Annotated in this window: 20 protein-coding genes and 1 pseudogene; 8 read left to right on the forward strand and 13 right to left on the reverse strand. The window is 47.6% G+C overall.

Annotation, left to right across the window (positions count from 1 at the left end):
* Positions 1–89 precede the first annotated feature (89 nt).
* Both serB and H3L95_RS09320 read left to right on the forward strand, forming a co-directional pair.
* Positions 90–923, forward strand: a complete 834-nt coding sequence (serB, locus tag H3L95_RS09315; RefSeq protein WP_003758428.1) for a phosphoserine phosphatase SerB — start codon at positions 90–92, stop codon at positions 921–923.
* 399 nt (positions 924–1,322) lie between these two features.
* The gene (locus H3L95_RS09320) at positions 1,323–3,296 is read left to right on the forward strand and encodes a TonB-dependent copper receptor (RefSeq protein WP_003758426.1); all 1,974 of its coding nucleotides are present in this window, start codon (positions 1,323–1,325) and stop codon (positions 3,294–3,296) included.
* Positions 3,297–3,488: 192 nt separating this feature from the next.
* On the opposite strand, the gene lpxH is transcribed toward H3L95_RS09320, so the two are convergent.
* From lpxH to H3L95_RS09335, 3 genes are all read right to left on the reverse strand, one after another.
* Positions 3,489–4,196, reverse strand: a complete 708-nt coding sequence (gene lpxH, locus H3L95_RS09325; protein ID WP_040668509.1) for a UDP-2,3-diacylglucosamine diphosphatase — start codon at positions 4,194–4,196, stop codon at positions 3,489–3,491.
* Positions 4,197–4,463: 267 nt separating this feature from the next.
* Entirely contained in the window at positions 4,464–5,843 is a 1,380-nt protein-coding gene (locus H3L95_RS09330; RefSeq protein WP_040668478.1) for a PIG-L deacetylase family protein, read from the reverse strand.
* A gap of 459 nt (positions 5,844–6,302) precedes the next feature.
* Positions 6,303–7,307, reverse strand: a complete 1,005-nt coding sequence (locus tag H3L95_RS09335; protein WP_003758412.1) for a TraB/GumN family protein — start codon at positions 7,305–7,307, stop codon at positions 6,303–6,305.
* 274 nt (positions 7,308–7,581) lie between these two features.
* Between H3L95_RS09335 and H3L95_RS09340 the strand changes: the two genes are divergently transcribed.
* Both H3L95_RS09340 and H3L95_RS14230 read left to right on the forward strand, forming a co-directional pair.
* Positions 7,582–8,031: a CopD family copper resistance protein gene (locus H3L95_RS09340; protein ID WP_003758410.1), complete on the forward strand. Its 450-nt coding sequence runs from the start codon at positions 7,582–7,584 to the stop codon at positions 8,029–8,031.
* A gap of 205 nt (positions 8,032–8,236) precedes the next feature.
* Positions 8,237–8,299 (forward strand): annotated as a pseudogene (locus H3L95_RS14230) (transposase); the annotation flags it as partial.
* A 275-nt stretch (positions 8,300–8,574) separates the two neighbouring features.
* Here H3L95_RS14230 and H3L95_RS09345 read toward each other — a convergent pair.
* The 9 genes from H3L95_RS09345 to H3L95_RS09385 form a co-directional block, all read right to left on the reverse strand.
* Positions 8,575–10,008: a hypothetical protein gene (locus H3L95_RS09345; protein ID WP_003758403.1), complete on the reverse strand. Its 1,434-nt coding sequence runs from the start codon at positions 10,006–10,008 to the stop codon at positions 8,575–8,577.
* Positions 10,009–10,055: 47 nt separating this feature from the next.
* Positions 10,056–10,469: a type VI secretion system baseplate subunit TssE gene (gene tssE, locus H3L95_RS09350; protein WP_003758401.1), complete on the reverse strand. Its 414-nt coding sequence runs from the start codon at positions 10,467–10,469 to the stop codon at positions 10,056–10,058.
* Positions 10,469–11,008, reverse strand: coding sequence for a type VI secretion system lipoprotein TssJ (tssJ, locus tag H3L95_RS09355; RefSeq protein ID WP_003765178.1), 540 nt, complete (start codon positions 11,006–11,008; stop codon positions 10,469–10,471). Before tssJ ends, tssE begins: the two co-directional genes overlap by 1 nt.
* 20 nt (positions 11,009–11,028) lie before the next feature.
* Positions 11,029–12,138, reverse strand: a complete 1,110-nt coding sequence (gene tssG, locus H3L95_RS09360) for a type VI secretion system baseplate subunit TssG (protein WP_182096141.1) — start codon at positions 12,136–12,138, stop codon at positions 11,029–11,031.
* The gene (gene tssF, locus H3L95_RS09365; protein WP_003758395.1) at positions 12,102–13,868 is read right to left on the reverse strand and encodes a type VI secretion system baseplate subunit TssF; all 1,767 of its coding nucleotides are present in this window, start codon (positions 13,866–13,868) and stop codon (positions 12,102–12,104) included. The genes tssG and tssF overlap by 37 nt, the downstream gene beginning before the upstream one ends.
* 9 nt (positions 13,869–13,877) lie before the next feature.
* Positions 13,878–15,503 carry a type VI secretion system protein TssA gene (gene tssA, locus H3L95_RS09370; protein ID WP_003758392.1) on the reverse strand — a complete coding sequence of 542 codons (1,626 nt, stop codon included), beginning with the start codon at positions 15,501–15,503 and terminating at the stop codon, positions 13,878–13,880.
* Positions 15,503–18,778, reverse strand: a complete 3,276-nt coding sequence (locus H3L95_RS09375) for an ImcF-related family protein (RefSeq protein WP_003758390.1) — start codon at positions 18,776–18,778, stop codon at positions 15,503–15,505. The genes tssA and H3L95_RS09375 overlap by 1 nt, the downstream gene beginning before the upstream one ends.
* A gap of 212 nt (positions 18,779–18,990) precedes the next feature.
* The gene (locus H3L95_RS09380) at positions 18,991–19,254 is read right to left on the reverse strand and encodes a PAAR domain-containing protein (RefSeq protein WP_009310839.1); all 264 of its coding nucleotides are present in this window, start codon (positions 19,252–19,254) and stop codon (positions 18,991–18,993) included.
* A gap of 625 nt (positions 19,255–19,879) precedes the next feature.
* Positions 19,880–21,163, reverse strand: coding sequence for an FAD-binding domain-containing protein (locus H3L95_RS09385; protein ID WP_040668473.1), 1,284 nt, complete (start codon positions 21,161–21,163; stop codon positions 19,880–19,882).
* 383 nt (positions 21,164–21,546) lie between these two features.
* Between H3L95_RS09385 and H3L95_RS09390 the strand changes: the two genes are divergently transcribed.
* Both H3L95_RS09390 and argC read left to right on the forward strand, forming a co-directional pair.
* Positions 21,547–22,392 carry a DUF817 domain-containing protein gene (locus H3L95_RS09390; protein ID WP_003758376.1) on the forward strand — a complete coding sequence of 282 codons (846 nt, stop codon included), beginning with the start codon at positions 21,547–21,549 and terminating at the stop codon, positions 22,390–22,392.
* Between the two features lie 138 nt (positions 22,393–22,530).
* Complete coding sequence (gene argC / locus H3L95_RS09395) at positions 22,531–23,574, forward strand: N-acetyl-gamma-glutamyl-phosphate reductase (RefSeq protein ID WP_003758373.1); 1,044 nt, start codon at positions 22,531–22,533, stop codon at positions 23,572–23,574.
* A gap of 408 nt (positions 23,575–23,982) precedes the next feature.
* On the opposite strand, the gene H3L95_RS09400 is transcribed toward argC, so the two are convergent.
* Positions 23,983–24,258, reverse strand: a complete 276-nt coding sequence (locus H3L95_RS09400; protein ID WP_003758370.1) for a hypothetical protein — start codon at positions 24,256–24,258, stop codon at positions 23,983–23,985.
* A 299-nt stretch (positions 24,259–24,557) separates the two neighbouring features.
* Here H3L95_RS09400 and H3L95_RS09405 point away from each other — a divergent pair, with 299 nt between their 5' ends.
* Together H3L95_RS09405 and erpA are read left to right on the forward strand one after the other, a co-directional pair.
* A complete protein-coding gene (locus H3L95_RS09405) occupies positions 24,558–25,244 on the forward strand; it encodes a S24 family peptidase (protein ID WP_003758368.1) in 687 nt (228 codons plus the stop codon).
* A 216-nt stretch (positions 25,245–25,460) separates the two neighbouring features.
* Positions 25,461–25,799, forward strand: a complete 339-nt coding sequence (gene erpA, locus H3L95_RS09410; RefSeq protein ID WP_003758366.1) for an iron-sulfur cluster insertion protein ErpA — start codon at positions 25,461–25,463, stop codon at positions 25,797–25,799.
* Positions 25,800–25,846 lie beyond the last annotated feature (47 nt).

The following is a 25,846-nucleotide window of genomic DNA, read 5'->3' on the forward strand; positions in this document are numbered from 1 at the left end:
CGTTTGAAATCATTTCCGAAAATACGGCTTGGGTGCCGTAACATTTTTCACTGTTTCACTATATAATCCGCATTTTTTGAGCCACCGCCATGCCGCATGCCCTCGTCCTCCAATCCCCCTCCGCCGAAGCCCTGCCTTCCGCCCTCCTCTCCCGCCTGCCCGAACCTGATTACGCCGATGAAAAACGTATGCGTTTTATCGTTGAAGAAGGGTTTTCTTTAAGCGGGGCAGACGCGGCGTTGCTGGACAGCCGTCAAATCGACCACGCCGTGTTGCCCGATAGGGCGTTCGGCGAACTCGGGCTGATTGTCAGCGATATGGATTCGACGCTGATTACCATTGAATGCGTCGATGAAATTGCGGCGGGCGTCGGCTTGAAAGACCGCGTGGCGGAAATTACCGAACGCTCGATGCGCGGAGAATTAGATTTCGAGCAGTCTTTACGCAGCCGCGTCGCCCTGTTGGCGGGATTGGACGAGCGGGTTTTGGCGGAGGTTTATGAAAACGTTTTGCGGCTCTCGCCCGGCGCGGAATTTTTGTTGGACGAATGCAAGGCGCACGGCGTGAAATTCATGCTGGTGTCGGGCGGATTCACGTTTTTCACCGAAAGGCTGCAACAACGCCTCGGCTTCGAATACCAACACGCCAATATTTTGGAAATTGAAAACGGCAAGCTGACGGGTCGTCTGAAAGGCAGAATCATCGACGCGCAGGCAAAGGCGGATTTATTGCGCGAATACCGCGACCGCCTCGGATTGCAGCCGCATCAGGTGTTGGCAATGGGCGACGGTGCGAACGATATTCCGATGCTCAAAGAAGCCGGCGTAGGCGTGGCTTACTGCGCCAAACCGAAAGCGCAGGCAGTCGCCGATGCCTGCATCAATTTCGGCGGGCTGGAGCGCGTCAGGGGTTGGTTTAAATAAACCGCCGGTATCGTTTGTCAGGAGTTTCCCAGTAAAGCAAAGGTCGTCTGAAAAATTTTCAGACGACCTTTTTGCTGTTTGAAATATCGTAATGACTGCAAACGGAATGCCAAAGGACACGCCTTCGCAGCACGCCAAAACAGGTTTGCACACCAATCCTGAACACAGCCTTCTTTATCCCTGTAACAGCCTTATCCCTTCTTCCTGCCAGACGTGCAATCAGGCAATTAATCAACACAGTTATTACTATTATTCAAATAATTTAATTATGCCTCGAAAATATTGACTTAAATTAAATAAAACCGTTTTCTTCCTCACAAACTGCCTGACATTCTTTATACTACCAAAGTATTAATTGACTACACCCAATGAACTAAACCAATAAAAGGAGCTCTAAGAATGAAACACCAGTTACTCCTTCTGCCGATTGCCTTAGCCGTCTCCCAGGCTTGGGCGGACACAGACCCCGTTCCCGAAGAAACTGTTATCCTTTCCCCCGTTACCGTCACCGGCACACAACAACAAAAAGCCAATAGCGTTACTTTCAACCCCAAAGCTGCTTTGCAACCCCTCCCTGCCGGAGACGGTGCGGACCTTTTACAATCCGTGCCCAACATGAGCATCATCCGCAAAGGCGGAAGCTCGGGCGATCCGCTGTTCCGCGGTTTGGGCGGTTCGCGCCTGTCGATTAACGCAGACGATCAGTTTATTTACGGCGGCTGCAGCATGCGTATGGACCCGCCGACTGCCTACATCCACCCGAATTCTTTCGACAAAGTCGTCGTCACCAAAGGCCCGCAAACCGTAACCCAAGGCATGGGTTTGGTCAGCGGCTCGGTGCAATTCATCCGCAAAGACCCTGATTTCAGCGAAAAACCCTACAACATCAACGCCTCCCTGACCGCAGGCAGCAACGACCGCCGCGATGGTTCGCTTGAAGCCGAATTCGGCGGCAAATACGGCTACGTCCGCAGCAATATTTCCCATAACGAGGCCGGCGACTACAAAGACGGCTCAGGCAAACGCGTCCACTCCCATTTCAAACGCGACAGCCAAATGCTGCAACTGGGCATCACCCCGACCGAAAACACCACCATCGCAGGCACATACGAACGAAGCAGGGCCAAAGTCGCCTACGCCGACCGCATGATGGACGGCAGCAAATTCGACCGCGACGCATGGAACGTCCGCTTTACCCAACGCAACCTCACCCCTTGGTTCAGCGAACTCGAATTGCGCTACGGTGAAAGCGAAATCGACCACGTCATGGACACATACAGCCTGCGCACCATCCGCAATCCGGCAGGCAAACAGATTAAAAACGCCAACAACCCCAAACGCAACACCGACACAGGTCGTCTGAAAGCCACCTTCGATTGGGATAACCTCAACCTGCAAACCGGCGTAGATTATATGGACGACGTACACGTCGCCCGCATGGAGCGCGGCGGCGACGGCTACCGCCACAAGCCCTATATGCCCAACCAAAGTTTCAAACAATGGGGCATTTTCACCGAAGCCGCTTGGCAGCAAACCGACAAACAACGTTGGGTAGCAGGCTTGCGCCACGACCGTGTCAAAGCGCATTACGATTCCGCAGACGTAACCGATCCCGTTTTGAAACATCAGAAATTCAACTTGAATTCCGGTTTCTTACGTTGGGAACGTGATACGGATAACGGCTTGAAATACTACGCCGGATTCGGTATCGCCGAACGCGCGCCCGACTACTGGGAACGTCTGCGCGCCAAAAAGAAAATCATCCATCCCGAACAAAACCGCCAAATCGATGCGGGCATCATCTGGAAACGTCCCAACCTCCATGCCTCCGTATCCGTATTCGGCAGCGATGTCAAAAACTTCATCATACTCGAACGCCAAGGCACGGATTTAGGCGTACGCAACGTTAAAGCCTCGCGTTTCGGCGGCGAAGCCGAAGTCAAATGGACGTTTGCACCCAACTGGGAAATCGGCAGCAGCCTCGCCTACACCCACGGCAAAAACCGTACCGACGGCAAACCTTTGGCACAAACCCCGCCGCTGGAATGGAACAACACTCTCGCCTTTGACAACGGCAAATTCAGCGCAGGCGCGTTATGGCGCGTCGTGGCGAAACAAAACCGTTACAGCAAAGGTCAAGGCAATATCGTCGGACAGGACATCGGCGCCTCTTCCGGCTTCGGCGTACTCTCGCTCAATGCCGGCTGGAAATTCAGCAAATACGCCACCTTGCAGGCCGGTATAGACAACGTGTTCAACAAAACCTACGCCGAATTCGTCAGCAAAGGCGGCGACCCTTCAGCAGGCACGCAAACCTTGCGCGTCAACGAACCCGGCAGTACCGCTTGGTTAAGGCTGCAAGCGAAATTCTGATGTTGAGTTGAGAAAGTGAAAGGTCGTCTGAAAACCCGAATCGGTGTTTTCAGACGACCTTTTTGATGATGACTTAAAGCGAAGCCGTTTATCAGGACACGATGGATTTGCGTTTCAAACCATAGGAAGCCGATTGGGGCTTGTACCGAGACTAAGGGTTGAACCCGAATACCTCGCTTTCGTTCGGCAAATTTATAAAGGAACGAATCGGAAACCTTGTTCGTCAACCTCCAGTATGGAAGCGTAATCAGGCTTCCAATCCCCCAACACGATACGGGTAAAGCCGTCTTCCTGATGGATATGCTCACGGTGGGTGTGTCCGTGAATCAACAGTTGGGCATGATGCCGACGCACAATGCCTGCGGTGAATTGCGGCTGGACGTCCATGATTTCGGCGGCTTTATATTTTTTGCCCTGCTTGCTGGTTCGGCGTATTTTGCGGGCGATTTTCAGGCGCAGGGCAAGCGGCAGGCTTAGGAACAGGCGTTGCAGCCATTTTTGGTGAACAACCTTTCTGAACTTCTGATAACGCGCATCATCGATACACAAAGTATCTCCGTGGCAAATCAAGGCGGAACTGCCGTATAAATCGACCACCGCATATTCGGGCAGCAACTTCATACCGGATTGCGCTGCAAATTGCTTTCCGATCAAAAAATCCCGGTTGCCGTGTACGAAGAAACATTCAATCCCGCGCTGCACGACGGATTGAATCGCTTGCGCGACGGTTTGGGTCAATTCGGATTGCTCGTCGTCGCCTATCCAAAAATCAAACAAATCCCCCAAAATATAAACCGAACGCGCTTGCGGTGCTTTTTCGCGCATAAAGCGCAAAAACAATTCGGTCAATTCGGGATGGGATTCGCTCAGGTGCAAATCGGAAATAAAGTAAATCGGCATGGCGGGCAACAGGTGTGAAATCCTTGCCATTATAGGTTTTCAGACGACCTTTGTATATCAACTGCCAACGTATGCGGCAGTAGCCTGCCCCTTGCCGGGACTGCGTTCAATTTCTCTTTTTATAGTGGATTAACTTTAAACCAGTACGGCGTTGCCTCGCCTTGCCGTACTATCTGTACTGTCTGCGGCTTCGTCGCCTTGTCCTGATTTAAATTTAATCCACTATATCCAACATTCAGGCAGGCAATGATTTGAAACCCGCCCCAATCAGCCGCATTGGACGATTTTTTGATAACTGTCTTCCTGATGCACATCGCTGACGGGAACGACGTAAAACAACTCATTGCTGCGGACAAAGCGGTTGACCAAATCCCTATCGATATCAAATACATGATGGCGCAAGCCGTTCAAGCCGCGGAATATCATGGTTTTCCAGTCCGCATACCCGTTGGCGTTGGGGCGGATATCGTTCATCGCGTCCAGCGCCAGCAGTTTGCGGTTCTGCTCTTCTTTGTTCAAAGGCAGGGAATACACGGAATGGAAATGGAACGGCTGACCGAACATCGGCGGCAGGCTCAACATCGAGCCGGACTTGCCGATCGGGAAATCGTCGCTCAAAAAATGCAGCGTATGCAAAAACAGCGAGCCTTTCCGATAATCCAATTGTTTCAACGCTTCAACCGCAGCAATCGTCGTATATTGATGGTCTTTGTGTGCGTCAATATTGGGCGACGGGCTGACGATGATGTCGGGCTGGAAGGTTTCGATAATATAGGCCAGATTATTGACCAGACCGCGCCAATTCGAGCCGCCGTTCAAGCCTTTGGACAAAGGCGAGGTATTGGCACGGCGGAACAGATTGACATCCGCCGTATCCAGTTTGGTCGACTTCACATCGGCATCAGGATTCTGCTTCATGACTTGCAATGTGCTGTCAAAATAGCCGAGCTGCAAAATGTTTTCAGACGACACCCCCGCCAAAAGCGGCACGGTCAGGCTGTTCCATACGCGCATCCTGCCCTTTTGCAGGTACTGCGCCTGCATTTGCTCGGGATTGCGCGCATACAGATTGTTGTAATGGAAGCTGCCGCCCTCCCCTGCGGTAATCGTAACCACCAACGTATCGGCAGCATGTTTTTCATATAATCCGTAAGCCGCCAATTCCGCATCATCCGCATGGGGCGCAAGGACCAGGATTTTTTTACCACTCAAACACTCGCGCGGATAAACCGACAATTCGACTTCCTGATCAGGCAGGAACACGCGATTGCCGCTTAATGTAATTTTTCTGCTGCCGTCGTCGAAGGTATCGGTCAAATTGAGGTAGCGCGCGCCGTTGCCGCCATGTTCGACATACGCCCGCCACTCCCCGCGGTTGGTTTTGACGCCGATCCAAGGCATCACCAATCTGCCCAGCCAACCTGATTTCACGTTGATTCTGGCGATTACCGTATCATTCGCGCCAATGGTGTCGGGCAAGATCAGTTCGCCCTCACGCAAACTGACTGTCGCCGACTTGGGCAATTGACCGTATTCGTAATCGCGGCTGACATCGTAAGCAAACCGTTTTCTGCGAATTGATGCCACGATAAAGGCAGCAATTACAAGCAGGCAAAGTATCATGCAAAACAATACTAGCAATAACATTTTATTCCCCTGTGATTATTTCCTTTATCTTATTATCTAAAAATGCGCCCGTCTTAACTTTCTAACAAACGGTCGTTTTAAAAACCAAACGTCATTTAAAAGAGTAATTTACAATTTGAAATCATACGGTTTCCAATTGCATAATCCCTTTATTTATAAGCGGTCGGCGCCATCTGACCGTTAAATTTCGAGCAGCCTTCCCCATAAAATAGACACATGGGAAAAACTTGTTGCGACAAAGCAAAAGGTCGTCTGAAACCATCTAAGTCATCACGCCCATCCTGTTTCTCGCCATATTTGAAACAAAAATAGCGCGCCAAGCGTTCAGACGACCTTTTCTACCCCTTGATACCAACAACCCGCCCAAAAACAAACCGACCGCTGTATCTCGCGGTCGGCTTCTCCAATTTTTCATTATAAAACGTCGTCTGAAACCTTTTTCAGACGACGTTTTACGCTTTACCACATCAAGATTGAAGGCTCCGGCGTCACCTGATAACCCTCCTTGCGCAACTTCTCAATCAAGCCTTGTTCAGACATCAGGTGCATGATGCCTACGGCAAACACCGTTTTCTTTTTAGCAGATATCTCTTTGATTTTCGGCAACCAACTTTGATTGCGCTTAATCAGCAAATCGCTGCGTACCCAAGATAAAGCGGGAATAGTATCGGGATACTTTTGAGCAAATTCCTTTTCGAATTCAGTTTGCACCAAAGGTAAATCCTCGAACTTTCCTTTCTCATAGGCATTGAAAAGACGTTTGGTTTCCCGTTCGGCATACTCTTCATTCGTTCTCAATGTCAACATTTTAATCATCAACTTTTCCGGCTGACTGGCAAAAATTTGAGAAAAATCCATCACATCCTCTAAAGCAAGGCGTGTTTTACCGGACTCTTGTGCCGCTTTCGACAGCAAAATATCCACACCTGTCTGGTTGCTGTATTCAGGCGGATAAATACTTAAAGCAAACAGCAACACCGCCCAAGGATGCATGTGGTCGATGTACGGTGCCATCTGAGTCAACTCCGGACTTTTCATAAAGTCCTGTTGCAACAGTTCAAAATTCTTATCGCCCAACTTGGATTTCAAAGAATCTTGACTATAAATTTTTTGCATAAACTCTTGATATTTCGCTATCTCTTCATCATTGAGCTGGGGCAGCATATCGGCCTCGGTAACCAACTGTTCGACAGATGCCAGCAGATTCTTTGCATCTTGAGACAAGGTGGCATTGGGCTTACCGATATGGATGGTACCGACCAAATAAGAATCCGGCTGCCCCGATTTGCTGATTTTCCAAACATTACTGGTTAATTTAGGGGTATCCCAATTCAATTCAGGACGAATAACAACAGAAGCCGCTTTTTCTTGCTTTGCTGCCGGTTTCTCCGAAACCTCCTGTTTACATGCAGACAACGGCACAATCGCCAAACATACAGCCAACAGAGACAATAATTTATTCATCTTTTCCTCTTCATCATCATGAAATGTGGCAACAGTATAGTGTATAGAGGGTTAACTTTAAAACAGGCTGGTATGTCAAAAAAAATACCCGATTTTATTACCAGATTTTAAAACTATTTTACTCATTAACTATCGAACTGCCCTAATAAACAAAATGGCTTCTTTGTACATCCCGATCGACACCGGCTATTGAGCCGACAATAAGGAAAAGGTCGTCTGAAACCTCCCGACTGATGATACAATTTCGCCTGAATATCCACTTCGGAACACGGTCATGAGTCTCTACGCCATCGCCCACATCATCCACCTCTATTGCGCCATCGCCTTTGTCGGCGGCGTATTTTTCGAAATGCTGGTTTTGTCCGTCATGCACACCGGCCGCGTCTCACGCGAATCGCGCCGCGAAGTCGAACGCGCCATGTCCTACCGCGCCGTCCGCGTTATGCCGCCCGTCGTCATTACGCTTTTCATCAGCGGCATCGTCATGGTATTCAACCGCTACCTGCCCTTTTTGAGCCAACCCTTCGCCACCTCATTCGGTACGCTCCTCACCCTCAAAATCCTGTTGGCAGTCAGCGTCCTCGTCCATTTCGCCATCGCCGTCGTCAAAATGGCACGGCGCACCCTGACCGTCGGCTGGTCCAAATACATCCACGCCGTCGTGTTTTCTCATATGCTGTTCATCGTATTTTTTGCCAAAGCCATGTTCTATCTGTCTTGGTAAGCTGTTTTCAGACGACCTATTTACCATCAGAGGTCGTCTGAAAAACAAAGAACGAACACAAAATAACACGCTGACAAATAGCGGCATTTGAAAGCAAAAAATCCGCATAACCCGCAAAACCAATATGACCAAGTCAGCCGCGCTATCCCCTCTTTCTCATCAGCTGGGGCAGATTATTCAAAATTAAAAGGCAACGAGGTTCATATATAGTGGATTAACTTTAAATCAGGACAAGGCGACGAAGCCGCAGACAGTACAGATAGTACGGAACCGATTCACTTGGTGCTTCAGCACCTTAGAGAATCGTTCTCTTTGAGCCAAGGCGAGGCAACGCCGTACTGGTTTAAAGTTAATCCAATATAAAACCGATTTACTTCTTGCTTCCTAAGCGTGAGGAAATTTTTCTCTTTAATCAAGGATACGAAAAAATGTTGTATCGCTAAAATCAATTCATAATAAAAGGTCGTCTGAAAAAGATTCAGACGACCTTTTATATGGAAAACAGCAAATCGACTCTGCTATTTTGTTGGGCTTGCCTGCCTTTTATTCATATGCGTCATCATCATGTACGATGACCTTATTGACATAAACCGGCTGCACTGAAGTTTCTTCATTCACAACAGGAGGCTCTGTCTGTGACGCAGATGTTTCGGTAATCATTGGCGTTGCCGGCAGCGTGTTGTGTGCAGAATGCGTTTCTTCGTGTTGGATATCTACTTGCGGCGCCAAAGGCTCATGCTCTACCGATGGAGATTCCTGCTTACCGGTTTCAGGCTTCAATTCGGATACGGTAGTGGTTTCTATCAGCTGACTTTCCGATGGCAAAGCCACGGGAGCCACAGGCTCAGATACGGACGGATGCTCCTCTACATCAACCGCTTTTGTCGAAGCTTCTTCCGCTACCGGAGCTTGCGTAGTTGGCGTAGTTGGCGTAGTTTCTGTTGTTACCCGTGTTTCTACTGTTGCAGGTGCCTCCGTTTGGGCTGGTGTTTCTTCGGTTGCAGAAATTTCCGTCTTGGTTGGCAGCGTTTCTACCTTTTCAAGTGGTTCAAATCGGATTGGTGCTTCTACTACTGTTTCATGCGTTTCTGCTTTAGCCGGCACTTCTATTGTTTCAGATGCTTCTGCTTTAGCCGGCACTTCTATTGTTTCAGATGCTTCTGCTTTAGCCGGCACTTCTACTGTTTCAGATGCTTCTGCTTTAGCCGGCACTTCTACTGTTTCAGATGCTTCTGCTTTAGCCGACGTATCAATTTCCTTGTTTTCTACGGCTTTTTTCTCGGTTAGCGCAGTTGTATTTGATCCTTCCGGTGTCGCCGAGCCAGCAGTTGTGCGATCAGATTTCTCGGTATCTGTCTGTTTGACATCCCCCGTTTTCACACTTTCTTTAACGAGGTCGTCTGAATTTGACTTGCCTTCAGACTTTTTACCGTCTTCCGATTGGTTAGTCTGTGTAACTTCAGGATAAGGAATCGGATCTTCTGACTTGCCTGCCGTTTCTTCCGGTTTATCCTGTTCTGCCTTAGCTTGTTGGGATTCCGTAGCTTTTAATTTCGCATTGTCTTGCTTAGACTCAGGCTTCCCTCCTGTCGAACCTGATTTCTGCTGAGTAAGCGGATACTCTCGAATAACGACTTCGGCAGGCGGAGTTTCGGTATGCGGCACATGGCAGCTCTCGCCCATTTTGATGAAATCAATGCCTGAAATCAAAAAATTGGTGTTTTCCAGATTGCCTCTTAATCCGACATAGATTGGTGTGTTTTCAGGCGTATTTTTTCTGACGCTGATGATTTCCGCTGCAGCTTCATAGCCGTTTCCGCTACCGGGAAGCAAAGTGTAATTGTTTTTCAAATCACAACTTCGAATCCGGACATAATTGTTTTGAGTGACCAACATGCCTTCCAGCTCTTTGGCAAAGGCGGTTTGAGCGGTTGCTGAAAGCAACACGCCGCAAGTAAGGAAAATGTGTTTAACCATATTTTATTTCTTAATTTTCAAAGTAATCTATTCACACCAAAGAAAGCTTATGTCCGGCTGCGTTTAACGGAAACCGTCCCCTCAGGCATAAAATAAGTGTCTATTACTACCGCACCGACGTTTTCGATTTCGCATTCCAGCTGATAACACAAGACCATGATATTGTCTTTGGATTCAGTGAGATGGATATCCAAGTTCCTTAATCTCGGCTCGTATTTCAACAAGGTTTTTCTCATAAAATACCGCAAGTCATGCGCGCTGGACGGCAGGTTTTTATAAACCATGCTGAGATCGGGAATCCCATAATCCGGCAGATGTTTCAAGGAACCGCTCCTGCTGTTAAGAATGCGTTGGATATTGTCCAAAACACTGCGAACCAACTGGAAGCTGCCCGGCAGGTCATCTATCGGCAAACCGTCGGAATAAAATCCGGTCAGTTTCTCATAGAGTGCGGCATCCATTATTTGACTTTCTTGACCGTCTCTTGAAGCAGGACTTTGTTATCCACCAATTCGATAACGACCGGTTTTTTATTGGTCAGCTGCTTTTTGGTAATCAACATTTTCCAAGTCTGCTCTTCCCCTACTTTGTTGTAGAAAGCGACGACGCCGACATATTTAGTGTCTTTATTCAACGTTTCATCAAAGCTGATGGTTTCCCCCGGCCGGATGGTATATTGCTTGTAACCTTCCGCCAGATCGTTGCTCAAGATGGTTTTGTCTTGATTGAGCAAATCGCGATATGAGGCAACTTCATAATTTTGCTTGTCTTTCAACTGATACACTCGGACGACTGTCGACAGCGACTGCCCGCGCTCGTTTTGATTCAAACCGTTTCGTGCGATCAGGTCGATTTTCAAAATCTTGAGTTTGGTATAAAAAACACTTTTCGTTGCTTCAACCGTTCCATCTTTCATGCCTTGCCAAATCCCGCATCCTGAAAGCATGGCGCACAAAAGGGCTAATGAGCAGACTGACGTAATTCTGGTTTTTTTATTCATAATTTTCCGTTTTCTTGAAGTTAGTTTGAGTAAGTATAGTTCGCTATTTTTATTTGTTTGTCTTGGTACATCGCACCTAAACCGGTATTAATCCCCAATATTTGTTTTTTTTCCAAACGGCTTTTGGGTATCCATTGTTTTTTAATATTCAGGTAAACACTCGCATCAAAACGACGACCCAAATAGAGTTTTAATAATTCGAGCAATTTTTGGTGCAATTGCTGCTTTGGCAACAGAAGCTGCGCGTTGTCAAATGTATCGGGCGTAATTTCAATACGCACCAAATGACTGTAATCTTTTATCCGTCCGCCCAAAGATGCGCTTCCCCCGTCTAACCGCAAACCGGCTTTCCCCAGTTTGCGATCCTTCTCCAAAATGACCCACTGCGGCTGGAACTCTTTTACTTTTACGTCGGCAAAGGGAAGAAGGTATCTGACAATGCTGACAATCCCTTCTTTGGTTCGGGTTCGTTGGTAAAAAATACTGAACAACCCCAAAATCCTGCTATCCAGCAGAGGATGCATGAATTTTCCGTTGACCATGCCTTGCCCGATTAGATGCAAGAGAGAACGCGATAGGTCATCCTGCCCCTCCCGTTGAAACAGAAACGGATAACGGTATTTTTTCCATGCTTGGAAAAACAGGGTCGTGATTCGGTGGTTAAAAATATCTAAAAATGCCGCCAGGCTTTCACTGCCGTCTTTATGCGTCGCAATATCGTTCAGGAAGTAATCCGGCAAAACCGCATCGACACCGTACAAACCTAAAAATGTCGTCCTGACAGTCGGCAGATCGGCTTCTGCGTCATATTCAACCGATGCAATCTCCCCGGAAGGGAAAGATAAAGACTTTACCCTTCTAAATCTTACGGTTGACTCGACAGCCTTTTCTTCATTTCCTTCGGCAAGGGTTTCCAGAACCCGGCAAAATTGGAAGAAATTCATTGTTGCCGCATTGCGTACAATAAACTCCCCCAATTTCTCTTGGAAGATTTCAGACGACCCGCTTTCGCGCTGCGCTTTATTTCTAGGAATCTCCCATAAGGGAAGCGTTTGCCTGTCGTTATTTTCTTTGGCGCTTTTGTGCGCCGTTTCTAAAACCGTGTGATAGTTGTTTTGCTGTCTTTCCATGTATATGTTTTCCCGGATGGCAGAGAAACAATGCTGAACCGGGTAAACAGGTTCAAATCAGCATACATTGCAAAAAATTCGTTCAATAATTCTCCGAACAAATAAATTTCCGCCTCACCGCTAAATGCGGTCGAATCAAATGTTACGGTAATATGAATTCCGCGGTGGACTGCGCCACGCTCGATTCTCTGTACTGTTTCATGTTTGACATCAACAATACCATTCAGTCTGCGCTTGTTCAGCTCGTCTTCAGTCCAGTCGTAAATGGACAATGCACCTTTCAAACTGTCGACATTCAATAGTGATAAATAGTTGGGCGACAAATGGGACAATATGCGCCATTGGAATCTATCCTCTGTCGGCGGATAGCAAGACAATGTCGGCGTGGTAAGGTTTCTGACCATTTTGACATTTGGTTCGGCGATATCGTCGTCTTGAATCTGGGTTTCCCTCAGACTTTTACGCGGCAAAGCGCCATTTGTCCCGACCACCTTCAATGAAAGCGTCTCGGTAGGCAATATATCTTTTCTATCCCACAACAATCCGCCAAGCATGATAAATGTTTCATGTCTTCCTGATACGCCTTGTTTGACTTTGGTATGGAAATACCTTTCCGGCGCATCATATTTCATCAAACCACCACGATGCTGGAATGAGGAAAAAGGAATATAGGGGTAACGTTTGCCTGTTTCATGATTAACCGCCTCTACCTCTTCGACGGAATAAACTTCAACAGCCATACCTTCATGTAACAGCGGCTTCACCTGATATTCGAACGCCTTATGATCCACTCGGATAGGCTCTGCTTCCATATCAAACAGATTGATGGCAGGCACGCAGTTCAATTTCAAACAGTCAGGAGGAAATCGAAGCTCTGAAGGGTATTGCTTGGAAAGAACCACATTCACGCTAAACTCATTAATACGTTCCGACCACGCTCCGGCATCGATGCCCACTAAATCAATAAAGAAAAACTTCTGTTTGAAACAAAAATATTCCAGCAATAGTTGGTAGCCGCTGAAGCTGTTATTGACTTTCTCCCACAACCTTTCATCTTCAGCAAATCCGACTGCCTTAAACTGTATATTGCCGGCGGATGGCAATTCGGCATGATGAAGGCTGATTCGTGCTGTCTGATTCAACAAAGCATGACGCAATGCGAAGGCAATCGGTTCGTCGGCGGAAATATAAATTCTGATTTTGGAAAAATCTAAATTTTCTTTCTGTATTTGCCGGTGGATACCAAAAGTTAATTTGATGACGCTTTGACCATTCGCATCATAATCCAACAATGTATGCAATATGCTCAAAGGTTGGAGCGCAACATCAGCAGTGGTCCGATACAAGCATCTGGTCAATCTATCGTTGATATTGATAGGTTCGGACTGAACGGACAATCCTTTTTTGACGACTTGCCCTCCTTGCAACTTTTTATTATCCGGAATCAATTCCAAAACAGTCAGGGAAGGAATCATCCTCAGATAATGTGGCCACAGCATATGGACCAACCCCTCCGTCAATTCCGGAAAGTCATCATCTAATTTTTGTCTGATTCTCCCTGTCAAAAAAGCAAAGCCTTCAAACAGTCTTTCTACATAAGGATCGCGCGTACCTACTCTGTCTAAATTCAGCATTGCGGCACGATCAGGGTGGGCTTTTGAAAACTCTAATCCCGCCTCTTTGAGATACCGCATCTCTTCTTCATAATAGCGTAATGTGGGATCTGACATAATATATGCTTAATAAATTAATTCCAATGCACGGACAACATCTGCCTGCATCAACTCTGTCCGTAAAAATTCGAGCTGTCCGACTGCCTCAATATCTTTATTATCAAGGTTTTCACTTAATAGTTGATACCAAAGGGCATACACTTCAAACGTAAAATGTCTGTCCCACTCTTTAACTGTCAACACTTGCATCTGCTTCGAAGCCTGTTCCAACAGTTTCACTGCCCAGTCCGCCTTTTGGGCGCTTACAGCCAACCGAGCCATCATCACCCATTTCTTAACCTGCCCCGAACCTGTCTGCCACTCCGGTAATGTTTCCAACCAAGCAAATGCAGCGTCTAAACCGTGTTCTTGTGTTTGCAACAGCGCCTGTTGCCAGTAACTTTCTTGATTTTCTGTCTGAGATGGCGACGCTAACACTGCTTTTTGAATGGCTTGACTACTCGTCTGCTTGCGCGCGGACGACATGACCTTTTCTTCCAGCCATTTAAGCGTATCAGCCGATACGAACGGGAATCCGTTATCAAAACTCAAGCCGGTCAGGCCTTCGCATCGGGTCAATAAGGATTTCAACTCAAATAGCGACGAATCAATTTGGGAAAGATATAAACCACCCAATGCCTGCTGACCTTGCCATGCGTAATATTGCAAATCCAGCCAATAGTGATTAGCACCTTCCAAAAAAGCCGCTTCCACTTTATCGAGCAAATCGCGCCATTGCTGCTCCTGAACCAAACGATTCAGGTTTGCCAATAAATCTGCCCTCGGAGCCTTCAAACGCGTCTGACCGTTTTGATGCGGAGGAATGCCGTTCAATCCGCCCCAACGGACAGCCCGAATCATCTTGTTTGCAGACCAATAACCATCATCCTGTTCTCTCAAGTAGGCAGCATTAATCCTGACTTGGTCAAGCAAGGCTTTAGAAGAGTTAACCTTTGTGACAGTCAGACTTTCAGACGACCCTCGACTCTCTTGATGAATTTGCGGCGTTTCCACTTGCTCAACAGGCGCACTGGTCTCTTGATTTTGACTTGAACTTGTTGGAGAAGATGAAAAACGAACAGATGACTCTTCAAAATATTGCAACAATGGAAATAAGCTGGGGCGTACTACCTCTTCCCATCCCTCAAAGTAATGTTGCAACAACATCAAAGCCGATAATGTCCGCTTAAGCTCCGTAGAATCAGATAATCCCACGTTCTTAAGCGTATCCAGCACCCTTTCGCCGGACAACCAATTTAATGCATTACGTTTTTGTACAGGCTTTTTCGGCCACAGCGACTGATCGAATTTTTGCAGCAACCCGCACAAAATCTCCAAGCCGTCTGAAAAACCTGCCAAGCCTCTGTCTCTCAGTGAGGCAAAAATGTAATAGGTTGCTACCCTCAGATCTTTAGATTCACGCTTCAGCAGGCGTTCTGAAGCATCCAAAATCAATCGGTAGTCCATACCCGAAAGTTTGGCCAACTCAATCTTGATGGCTTCAAAATCATCTGTATAGGCGACATCCTCGCCGCAAGGATGGTCGTCTGAAACAGGCTCCAACCATTCTTGCCAGCGATGGATATTGTTATCGGTGATGGATGTGCCTTCATCACCGAGTATCGGCTTTACCCATTGGGGTAATGTCATCATTATTTAACCTCAAAAATCTTATTCGGCAGATGGATATTTTTCAGATCCAGCAGCCCCAACGGTCCTTTACCGGAATTGGTCCGCATATAGAAGCGCATCAATTTGTCTTTTTCCAGTGGGAACTCGACCAGATAGGTACTTCCATCAATCGGTGTAACCCTGGATTTTTCAAGCATACGGATGAAACCGAAACGTCCGCTGATTTCCTGAGTTTTACGCATACCTTCTGCCTCGGTTTCCCAAGAAATACGCAAACCGGCATTGCTGACATCACCCGGCCATTTGAATGGCTTCCACTCTGTCTGTTGGTTGAAATAATTCAATGATTGACCATCAACAACCAAGTCGAATTGAACAATCCCCTGAGTAGACGTCGGCTTAAGCTCAAAGCTGTAACCCCCTTCTCCGTTGACGAAGAAATCCTCAGAAATCGCACTCAATTTATTCAGCTGTTGCAACAATCCCGGATTGACTTTCAATTCGCTTCCCGGTGCCACAATCCATTGATTGCCTTGTTTGGTCAAAACACCTGCCAATTGGGTCGTTATAAACTGATTCAATGCGCCTTTGTTGATATCCAAGTATTTTGCCAATACGGGAATCGAAACTTCGGTTTCTGATTTAGCAAACGGATATCTGCCGCCCAACTCGGACTGCATAGGATTAACAAAATTGCTTGCCCACAGATTATTGATGTCTTTTTGGGCCACACCTGCAATCGAATCCCATACGGAATTAAATGGCAAGACAAAAACGTTGCGCGCAAACGGCAGCAATCTGTCGCCCACACCAGCCTCAATCAAACGTGCATACTGCATACCTTCAAGAAATTCATTGTCTCCGCCGTTCAAGACTCCTTGCACGGCCGATCTGGCTACGCCACCAGTATCGGAAGAAGACGCCATTTGAATCAAACGTTGTTTAATGGTCGTCACTCGCTCAAGGTAACGTTGCAGGCTCAAATCGCTCTTCGGATTGATTTGCGCGTCAATCAATTGCAACAGGTTTTCAAATTCTGCTTCCAACGGTCCTGCCAGATAATCATTGACTTTACCTTCCAGGGCGTTGATGTTTTCTGCCTGTGAATTTAATACCGTATCGGCAACCCTACGCGAGCGGGAAGACAGCTGTCTTGCCGCCGCACGTTTTGCAGCATCGGCAACCGCCGGATTTACGTCGATTTTTTTGCTGTCCAACTGGCTGCTTTCTTTCACAGCATGGAACAATGCCACCAATGGGGAACGCTGAGGATCTGCATAAACGTGGAACTGATTGACCGCATCCAAATTGGTCGTTCTTGGCTGCCATGTAATACTGTTCATCATGTCATACCAAGCCGCAGCATATTCTTTGAAATAACGCTCTTTCAGACTGTTGATCGCAGCTTCCGTCACCGGTGCCTGATGCAGGTTTCCACCCAGCACCCAGTCAGTATTCTTGCTGTCTTTAACCGCTTGGTCCAGGGCAGGTTTAACATATTTCTCCCAGCCTTCGACTGTATACACACGAGGCAAAGGTTTGCCGACATTCCAAATGCCTTTCAAATCCTTATTCAGCAGCTCTGCCAATGTGATGGTTTTCAGCTTGGCATCCGTACCTTGTACGATGCGTTTGTATAACTGTTCACTGCCTTGGTCGCGGTTGATCCAATCCACCAGAATCTGACGGCTTCGTGACACCAACTCAGGTTGCTCCGTTTCCAGCCAACCGGAATGGGTAGCCATGCGCGGCACGAAAAATTGAGCCAAAATTTGTGCATCTTTGGTAGAAACATTCTGCGCCGACAGCATTTCCACCAATTTTTTCGTCAGGAATTCAGCATCTTTTTTGTCTTTGGTTTTCTCTACATGGGACGTCAGCATCAAATATGCTTTCAGGTCTTGATAAGAACTGTCTTGCAGTTCAAAGTCGTCCGGAATCTGCCCTTCGAGCATAGTCAAACCATCCAACTTATTCGCAAAGAATACGGTAGCAGGACGGCTGACGACATCTTTAACCAAAATCCCGTATTTGCGATAAGCGGCAGCCAACAGCTCTTTTCTATGCTCATAGCCCAAAAACTTGGCTGTATATTGCAAGAAATCCCTGCCAGATTCCATTTCGGCAATACTTTGTTGCAGTTTGATTAAGGCTGCAACTTTTTCCGAGCGTGATTTTGCCTTCTGAACACTTTCCAAATCAGCATTCAGACGACCTATATCTTGATAACTGCTGTGCGCACCCACTGCAAACACACTACCGACCAACAAGGCTACGGCACTCATTGCCAGATAGGTTTTTTCCGTTTTGGACAAATGCAGTTTTTTACCTGAACCCAAAACAGACAGATCGTTAAACGCACGGTAAATCAAATCTCCTGATTGTTCAGGATTATTGGTTTGAACAAACGAAACGCCGGCAACTGTATCCAGTTTTCCTAAACTCCGTTTTTCAGCAGCAATATGATCTGCCAAAGCCTGACTTTGAGAGGGCAACGTCGCAGACAGTTTTGCAATAGGTGTTTGGCGCAAATCTTCCTCAATCAGCTGCGTACCCACTGCCGCCAACTGGTTGGCAAACTGATCCAATTCTTTTGCCAACTCCGTTGCCGATACAGTCGAACCATATTTCAAAGCATGGCTGATGGCTGATGGCATTTCATCGGCTTCATTGGTCAGATACACCTGATTAATCGGCAGCTTCCATCCAAGCTTTTTCATCAACTCAGTCAATTGCGCGGCATTTTCATGAATTGAGGATTTTGCCTGAAGCGAAACAATGCCTTCCGCAGGACGTTTACCCACGCCCCTCAGATATTGCCAACCGCCTGCAGGCTCCATAGCCTGTGCATCAATCCAAATAGCCGATGCAGTTTCTACCCACAACTGACGGCGGATATCCGGCAAAGCAGCTTCCAGTAAGGCAGTATCTTGAGTGACCACAAAAATCCAAGGCTTACGGTGTTTTTTATATTGCTTGGTCAGCAAGTGGATATGTCTCAACTGCTCCCAGCGTTCCGTCACACCGATCAAATGGGTAGATTCCGCACTGTCACCGCTTAAATCTTCGGGATTCAGATGCTTCAAATTGGAATGTCTGTCGGACACGCCTGACCAAAGCATTCGTGTCAACAAAGGGATGAAGAATATTAATGAGGTCACTACCGTAATACACGCCCACACAACCGCTTTGGCTGCAGATGTATCGATTCCGAATTTATGACCTAAAAAGTAGAGTAAGACTGCACTGACGATGCTTAGAATAATAACCACTATGCCAGTAAAAATTGGCTTCATAATAACTTCCGAAAAATAAACTTAAAATCTAAAAACTTAATCTGTATTCTGAATATCAGAACTTTTGAATTATTAAGATGAAAGGCTTTTTGCCAAACCTGCCCCGAATCAGGCATGCGCCCCTAAAAATCTGCGACACTAAAAAGATTATGCAATTTTGTATCTTATTTCCGACAATCCGGCACTTTAGCTCCTTGCAGATTCCATTCCCCTTAGTCGCTTCCGACAGTCGGCATACTGCTGATCAAAGCGCAGCCGCATGCAGTTTTACAACCGTCCACAGCGACATCGCGCCCTTTAAACGACATATATTGACTGCCTTCGATAATCGGATTGGTGCCATGCCCGGGTATGGGGCAAGAAACCAAATCGCCTACCAGAGCGGCAGGCTTTCCTTCAATGACCATATCCGAAGACGCTTGAACCACAACGCCTCCATGAGTAGTCGCATCTCCCAGCCTGATAATACCTTTCATAGTTTTTACCTTTTTAAAAAATTTACTTATCATATCAAAAAATAAATAAATTAGTAACTACCGTTAAATATCAAATTCATACCGCTTATCAACCGGGTTATAACGCGGGCAAAATTACGATGGTTTGAATGCCAATCGATTTTTTAAAATAATGAATAAAGCCATTGCCATTCAAATATTTATGACAACTTAAGTTCATACCGAATCAAAATAGGATAAAGCCCGACCGGTTTTAAAATTAATCCGCTCTAGAAAAAATAAACAAAACAATTTTCAGACGACCTCTTGAGGCAACCTGACTTGCTCATTTCAAAAATGAATTAACCGTCCACCATGGGACGGTTTTAAGTTTGAGGATAGGAGATTTAAGGAGAAAAGTGTTTCAAGGGCGGACTTCTTCAAGCTATAGTGGATTAAATTTAAATCAGGACAAGGCGACGAAGCCGCAGACAGTACAGATAGTACGGAACCGATTCACTTGGTGCTTCAGCACCTTAGAGAATCGTTCTCTTTGAGCCAAGGCGAGGCAACGCCGTACTGGTTTAAAGTTAATCCACTATATTTTTACGCTTAAAGAGTTCGTTTGATGAGAAACCTGCAGTCGTTACCGAGCGACTGGCACACTCTAGGGCGCAACGACGGGCGGCGGATAGCCGTGTGCGTCAATTTCAGACGAGGCGAGCCACGGGGTATGGACGAGATTAACGGGTAAGTGCGCCAACTCGGGGATGTGGCGGCGGACGAATGTGCCGTCGGGATCAAGCCGGCGGGCGGTTTGGATAATATCGATGGAGCGCCGGTGAGCATTGCGGGCGGCGGTTTGCCAGTTGCCCTCGTTCAACGCGGGGTCAAAATCGGTTTGCTGTGTGGCGAACCAAACGATGCCGTGTTCGGACGGCTGATGCAGGACGCCACACAAAAATTCTGCCGTCAGGGAACGCAGAGCGGGATGCAGCCAGCCGCTCGATTTCAGGCTGCGCATGGCGGCATCGATAAGCGGGAAACCTGTTTCCCCCTGCCGCCAGCGTTCCGTCAGGTCGTCTGAAAACGGCGCAGATTCGGCAGCAGATTCAGGCTCGATGCGGGCGCGGTGGTAAGCAAGCTGCTGATAGAAATCGCGCTGAATCAAGTTGTCCAACCAAGCATCTGCGCCCTGCCCTGAGGCTTCAGTCGCCAACACGCGCGGCGAAATGCAGCCCGCGCTCAAATACGCGCTCAAGCGGCTGGTGCCTTTTCTGGCGGGAAAATCCTTCATAATCGGATAAAACCCAATATTTTCTTCAAAATGCTGCCATTGTTTGCCTGCTTCATCTTCGCCGCCGCGCTGCGCAGAAACCATATCCTGCTGCCCGTTCCACGCAGGAAATGACGGCATTTCAACAGAGGTCGTCTGAAAAATTTCAGCGCGTCCGCCTCCCACATCCTGCCCGCCGAACCGCTGCCGAAACAAAACCAGCCACGCTTCTTTATAATGCGGAAAGTCGGTATAAGGCGCGCCGTGGCTGCCCATGATGTCTGCCTTGGCGAATATGGCACGGTCGTTAACGCGCTCGAACGCAACGCCTTGTTCATCCAAAATCCGCCAAATGCGGTTATCTTGCCCGATTTCAGACGACGTATAGGCTTCGTCTGCAATTACGGTCTGAACATTCAACCGCGTCGCCAAAGCAGGCAATTCTTCCACACGGTTCACCGCATACAAAGCCACGCCGCGCGCCGCCAGCGAGCCATGCAAAGCCGCCGCCGCCTGATAATGAAACCAATCCTGACGCGGATTGGGGATTTCAGACGACCCCTGCGCCACCCACACGCCTGCCACAGGCAATCCCCGCTTCACGGCGGCGGACAACGCGGCGTTGTCGCGTATGCGCAGGTTGCGGCGGAACCAGACCAATGTATGTGCTTGCATGGCGATGTCGTCTGAAAGGGATAAGGCGTTTGATTTTAGCAGAAATTTTACAGCCCGAAGAAGGAGGAGGAATACGGGAAGGTCGTCTGAAAATCTAGGGCGTGCCATTCGCAAAAGCTGTTTGCTGTTTCAAACTGTGCGATACTCCCTATTCCGAACCTGCCTTAAACCCTGCTCTCCTACTCTGCTCAAATAATCGGCAAACCGCAGGCTCATTGTTCTGCCCCATCCTATCACTCAAAAAATGCTAAACATCGCACACGATTTCAGACGACCCCTCGCCGCCCCGTCTTCCGACATTGCCGTTCGTCATACCGTATCCCACCTCTTCCCTATTTCCGTTATATTCCGTCACTTTGCAAATCTGAAGGTCGTCTGAAAATATGTTGGGCAAACTGGATACTTGGCTGATAGAACACCCGAAACGGGATGATTTGCACGGCTGGCGGCGTTTTGCGGTCGAATTCTGGTTTTTCGGACTGAAAGAAGCGCGCGCCTGTTTGTTTGCAGGTCTGTTTTTCATTGCCATGTTCCTGATTCCGAAAACAGGCTGGCTGGGGATTTCACGCTATGACCTGCTGCTGATTTTTGCAGTCTCCGTGCAGGCTGCGATGCTGTATTTCAAGCTGGAAACGTGGGACGAAGTGAAATCGATTACGCTTTTTCACTTGGTGGGCTTTGCTTTGGAGTGGTTCAAAACATCGGGCGACATCCAGTCTTGGAGCTATCCAGACGAGGCATACACCAAAATCGGCGGCGTGCCGCTGTTTGCAGGCTTTATGTATGCGGCGGTCGGCAGCTACATCATTCAGGCTTGGCGGCTCTTTAATATCAGAATCAAAAGCCATCCGCCGTATTGGTTGAGCACATTGTGCGCGCTGGCAATTTACGTCAATTTTTTCACTCATCACTATCTCGGCGACTATCGCTGGTATCTTGCCGCATTTGCACTCGGGCTGTATGCGCGGACAACGGTTTTATACACGCCCTATGACACTACCCGAAAAATGCCGCTTCTGCTGTCTTTCGTCCTCATCGGTTTTTTCATTTGGCTGGCGGAAAACTTAGGGACTTTGTTCGGCGTTTGGCGTTATCCCAACCAAATCGGCGCATGGGCATCGGTACACATCAGCAAATGGAGTTCGTGGGCTTTGCTGGTGATGATGACGTTTACCATCGTGGCGAATTTAAAACACGTCAAACACACCATCAGCGTTTCTAAAGACTAAGGGATACCGTCAGACGAATACCGATTTCCACACGGTCAATCGTCAGAGCGTGCCGTATTACCCCCCTTCCCCTTTTCAGACGACCCTCATCCCATTAAACTAAACCTCCATATTTAAAGTCCACCCAACGGAGAAATCATGAATCAAAAAATCAAAGCCGGCATCGTCGGCGCAACAGGCTACACCGGCGTAGAACTACTCCGCCTGCTCAGCACGCACCCCAATGTCGAAGTAACCGCCATTACCAGCAGAAGCGAAGCGGGCATTGCCATTGCCGATTACTTTCCCAGTTTGCGCGGCATTTATGACTTAACCTTCCAAACGCCGGACCAAGCCCGACTGGATCAATGTGACGTCGTGTTTTTTGCCACGCCCAACGGCGTCGCCATGAAGGAAGCACCCGCGCTTCTGAACCAAAACGTCCGTATCGTCGACCTATCCGCCGACTTCCGCATCCAAGACATCCCGACATGGGAACAATGGTACGGTATGCGCCACGCCAGCCCCGATATTATCCCGCAAGCCGTATACGGATTAAGTGAAATGAACCGCGACACCATTGCCAACGCACGCATCGTCGCCAACCCCGGCTGCTATCCCACCTGCGTTTCACTGCCCTTATTGCCTTTGTTGCAACAAGGTCGTCTGAAAGCACACATGCCATTGATTGCCGACTGCAAATCCGGCGTCTCCGGCGCAGGGCGCAAGGGCAACATCGGTTCACTCCTCTGCGAAGCGGGCGACAATTTCAAAGCATACGGTATCGGCGGACACCGCCACCTTCCCGAAATCAAACAAACCATCCAAACATTGCAGGCAGACATCGCCGATGGTTTTGTCTTCACTCCGCACCTCACGCCCATGATACGCGGTATGCACGCAACCCTTTACCTGCATCTTGAGGACGGTTGCCATCCTGAAGAGATACTTCGCGAATACTATCGGGACAGCCCCTTTGTCGACATTCTTCCTGCCGGTTCCACACCCGAAACACGCAGCGTCCGCGGAGCCAATTTGTGCCGCATCAGCATCCAGCAAGCGCCGCAATCGAATCTTTGGATTGCCTTGTCCGTCATCGATAATTTAGTGAAAGGCGCAGCAGGACAAGCCATTCAAAACATGAACATCATGTTCGGTTTTGACGAACAGCTCGGTCTGCAAAACGCCCCGCTACTTCCCTGATGTATACGGTCATTCCGAACAAGAGGGATTTTCATCCATCTAAAGGGGTCGTCTGAGAACCACTCACACCGTTTTCAGACGACCCCTCATCAACAACCACAATAGCAAATGCCTTCCAAATCACAAATCTAAAGAATTTCTAGTCGGTGAACTTCAACCACACGGCGCATGCCTACCCTGCCCGTCCATTATATAGTGGATTAACTTTAAACCAGGACAAGGCGACGAAGCCGCAGACAGTACAGATAGTACGGAACCGATTCACTTGGTGCTTCAGCACCTTAGAGAATCGTTCTCTTTGAGCTAAGGCGAGGCAACGCCGTACTGGTTTAAAGTTAATCCACTATACAAACTCAAAAATTCCCCGCCTCCAGATTTAGAGCTTCATAACAGCAGCCTCACAGCCACTCACTCATACACAATACCGGCAACCAATTCTTCTTCATTCAAATTGCCGTACTGCTGCTCCCAATCATGCGAAGCCTCAACCGTATCACACTCGCGCGCAAATACTTGCTGCTGCCCGTTCATATTTTCCAAAACCAAATTATTCAACTGCTCGCACTCTTGTGCCGAAACGCTGATATCAGATTGATGCGCTTGCGAATAGCTGAAAGGAAACGCCAAAAAACCCAATACAAAAGCAGTCAGAACCAACCAAGCATTTTTACGATAACGAGTCATTTTCACAGCCTCCAACAAAATCTAAAACACATTCAAATAAAACATAATTCAGTCTAAAAAATCAGATTAATCAGAATAAAGCATCAAAACTGAGATACAAATTAAAAATAAAAGTATTTTTGAACCGAAATTATTCGATTAATCTAACAATAAGCACATAATACTCAGAAAAAACAAAAACAGCAATACTTTTTCTTAGCGTAACTAATATTTTTCTTACAATTTGACAAAAACTAAGGTAAAATACACATTAATCATTCAAAGTGTATTAAAAATCACACTTAAACCAAAGGAACAACATGGATACCTTTAAAGACAGACTGGCTTTTCTATGGAAAGATGAAGCACGACAAGCCAAAATCGCGGCCGATATCGATATGACCATCGCCGGCTTCAGCCGCATCTGGAATGAGGGCGGATTACCCAAATCCGAAACCCTGAAAAAAATCAAACAGCTCAAAGGATGCAGCATAGACTGGCTTCTGACGGGAGAAGGAGAGCCGTTTCCCAATACCGAGCCGCCTAAAGCCACCGCTTACGACACTTTGGGCAATCCGGTCGATATTGACGAATTTATCTTCGTTCCGCGCTACGACATCCATGCCGCCGCAGGACACGGACAGCTTGTCGGCGATGAAAAACCCATGTTTACCATGGCATTCCGCCGTTACTGGATTGAAAACTACGTTACCCGCGACACCAAAAACCTGTCGGTCATTTCCGTCAAAGGCGACTCTATGGAAGGCGTCCTGAACGACGGGGATACCATCCTCATCAACCGCAGCGAAACCACCCCGCGCGATGGGTTATATGTTCTGCGTATCAATGAAAATCTTTTGGTGAAACGGCTGCAAGTCATACCCGGCGGCATCGTCAACGTCATCTCCGCCAACGAAGCCTATCCGGCCTTTGAAATCGATTTAAACAAAATGACCGAAGATGTTGCCATCATCGGCCGCGTGGAATGGTTTGGACGGATTATCTGATCTGCGTTGTGTTCAGACGACCTGAATTCATGTTTTCCTATTTTTTAACAGGACGGACGGTGTAAAGGCTGTCCGCCTGCCTATTGAAATTTTTCGAGATTGCAGCCATGTAAGCGGTTAACAGATATTGCCGCCCGACCCGCAACACCCTCTTCTTGCTTCAAGAATCCGTTTGCGCGACAATACTGGCAATATTCATATAAAAGGAATCACATCATGTCAGACGAAAGCCCTATCATTTTTACAGAAAGCTGCTGCACCAAAGTAGCTGATTTAATTGCCGAAGAAAACAATCCCGACTTGAAACTGCGCGTATTCGTCAACGGTGGCGGCTGCTCAGGCTTCCAATACGGTTTTACCTTTGACGAAATCAAAAACGATGACGATTTTGAAATCCAAAAAAACGGGCTGACTTTCTTGGTCGATCCGATGAGCTATCAATATTTGGTCGGCGCGGAAATCGACTACACCGAAAGCCTGCAAGGTTCCCAATTCGTTATCCGCAATCCGAATGCGGAGACCACTTGCGGTTGCGGTTCTTCATTTTCCGTCTAATACGCCGTTTTCTAAAAAAGGCCGTCTGTTCACTCAGGCGGCCTTTT

This window comes from Neisseria sicca, from assembly GCF_014054945.1.
Classification (GTDB): Bacteria; Pseudomonadota; Gammaproteobacteria; order Burkholderiales; family Neisseriaceae; genus Neisseria; species Neisseria sicca.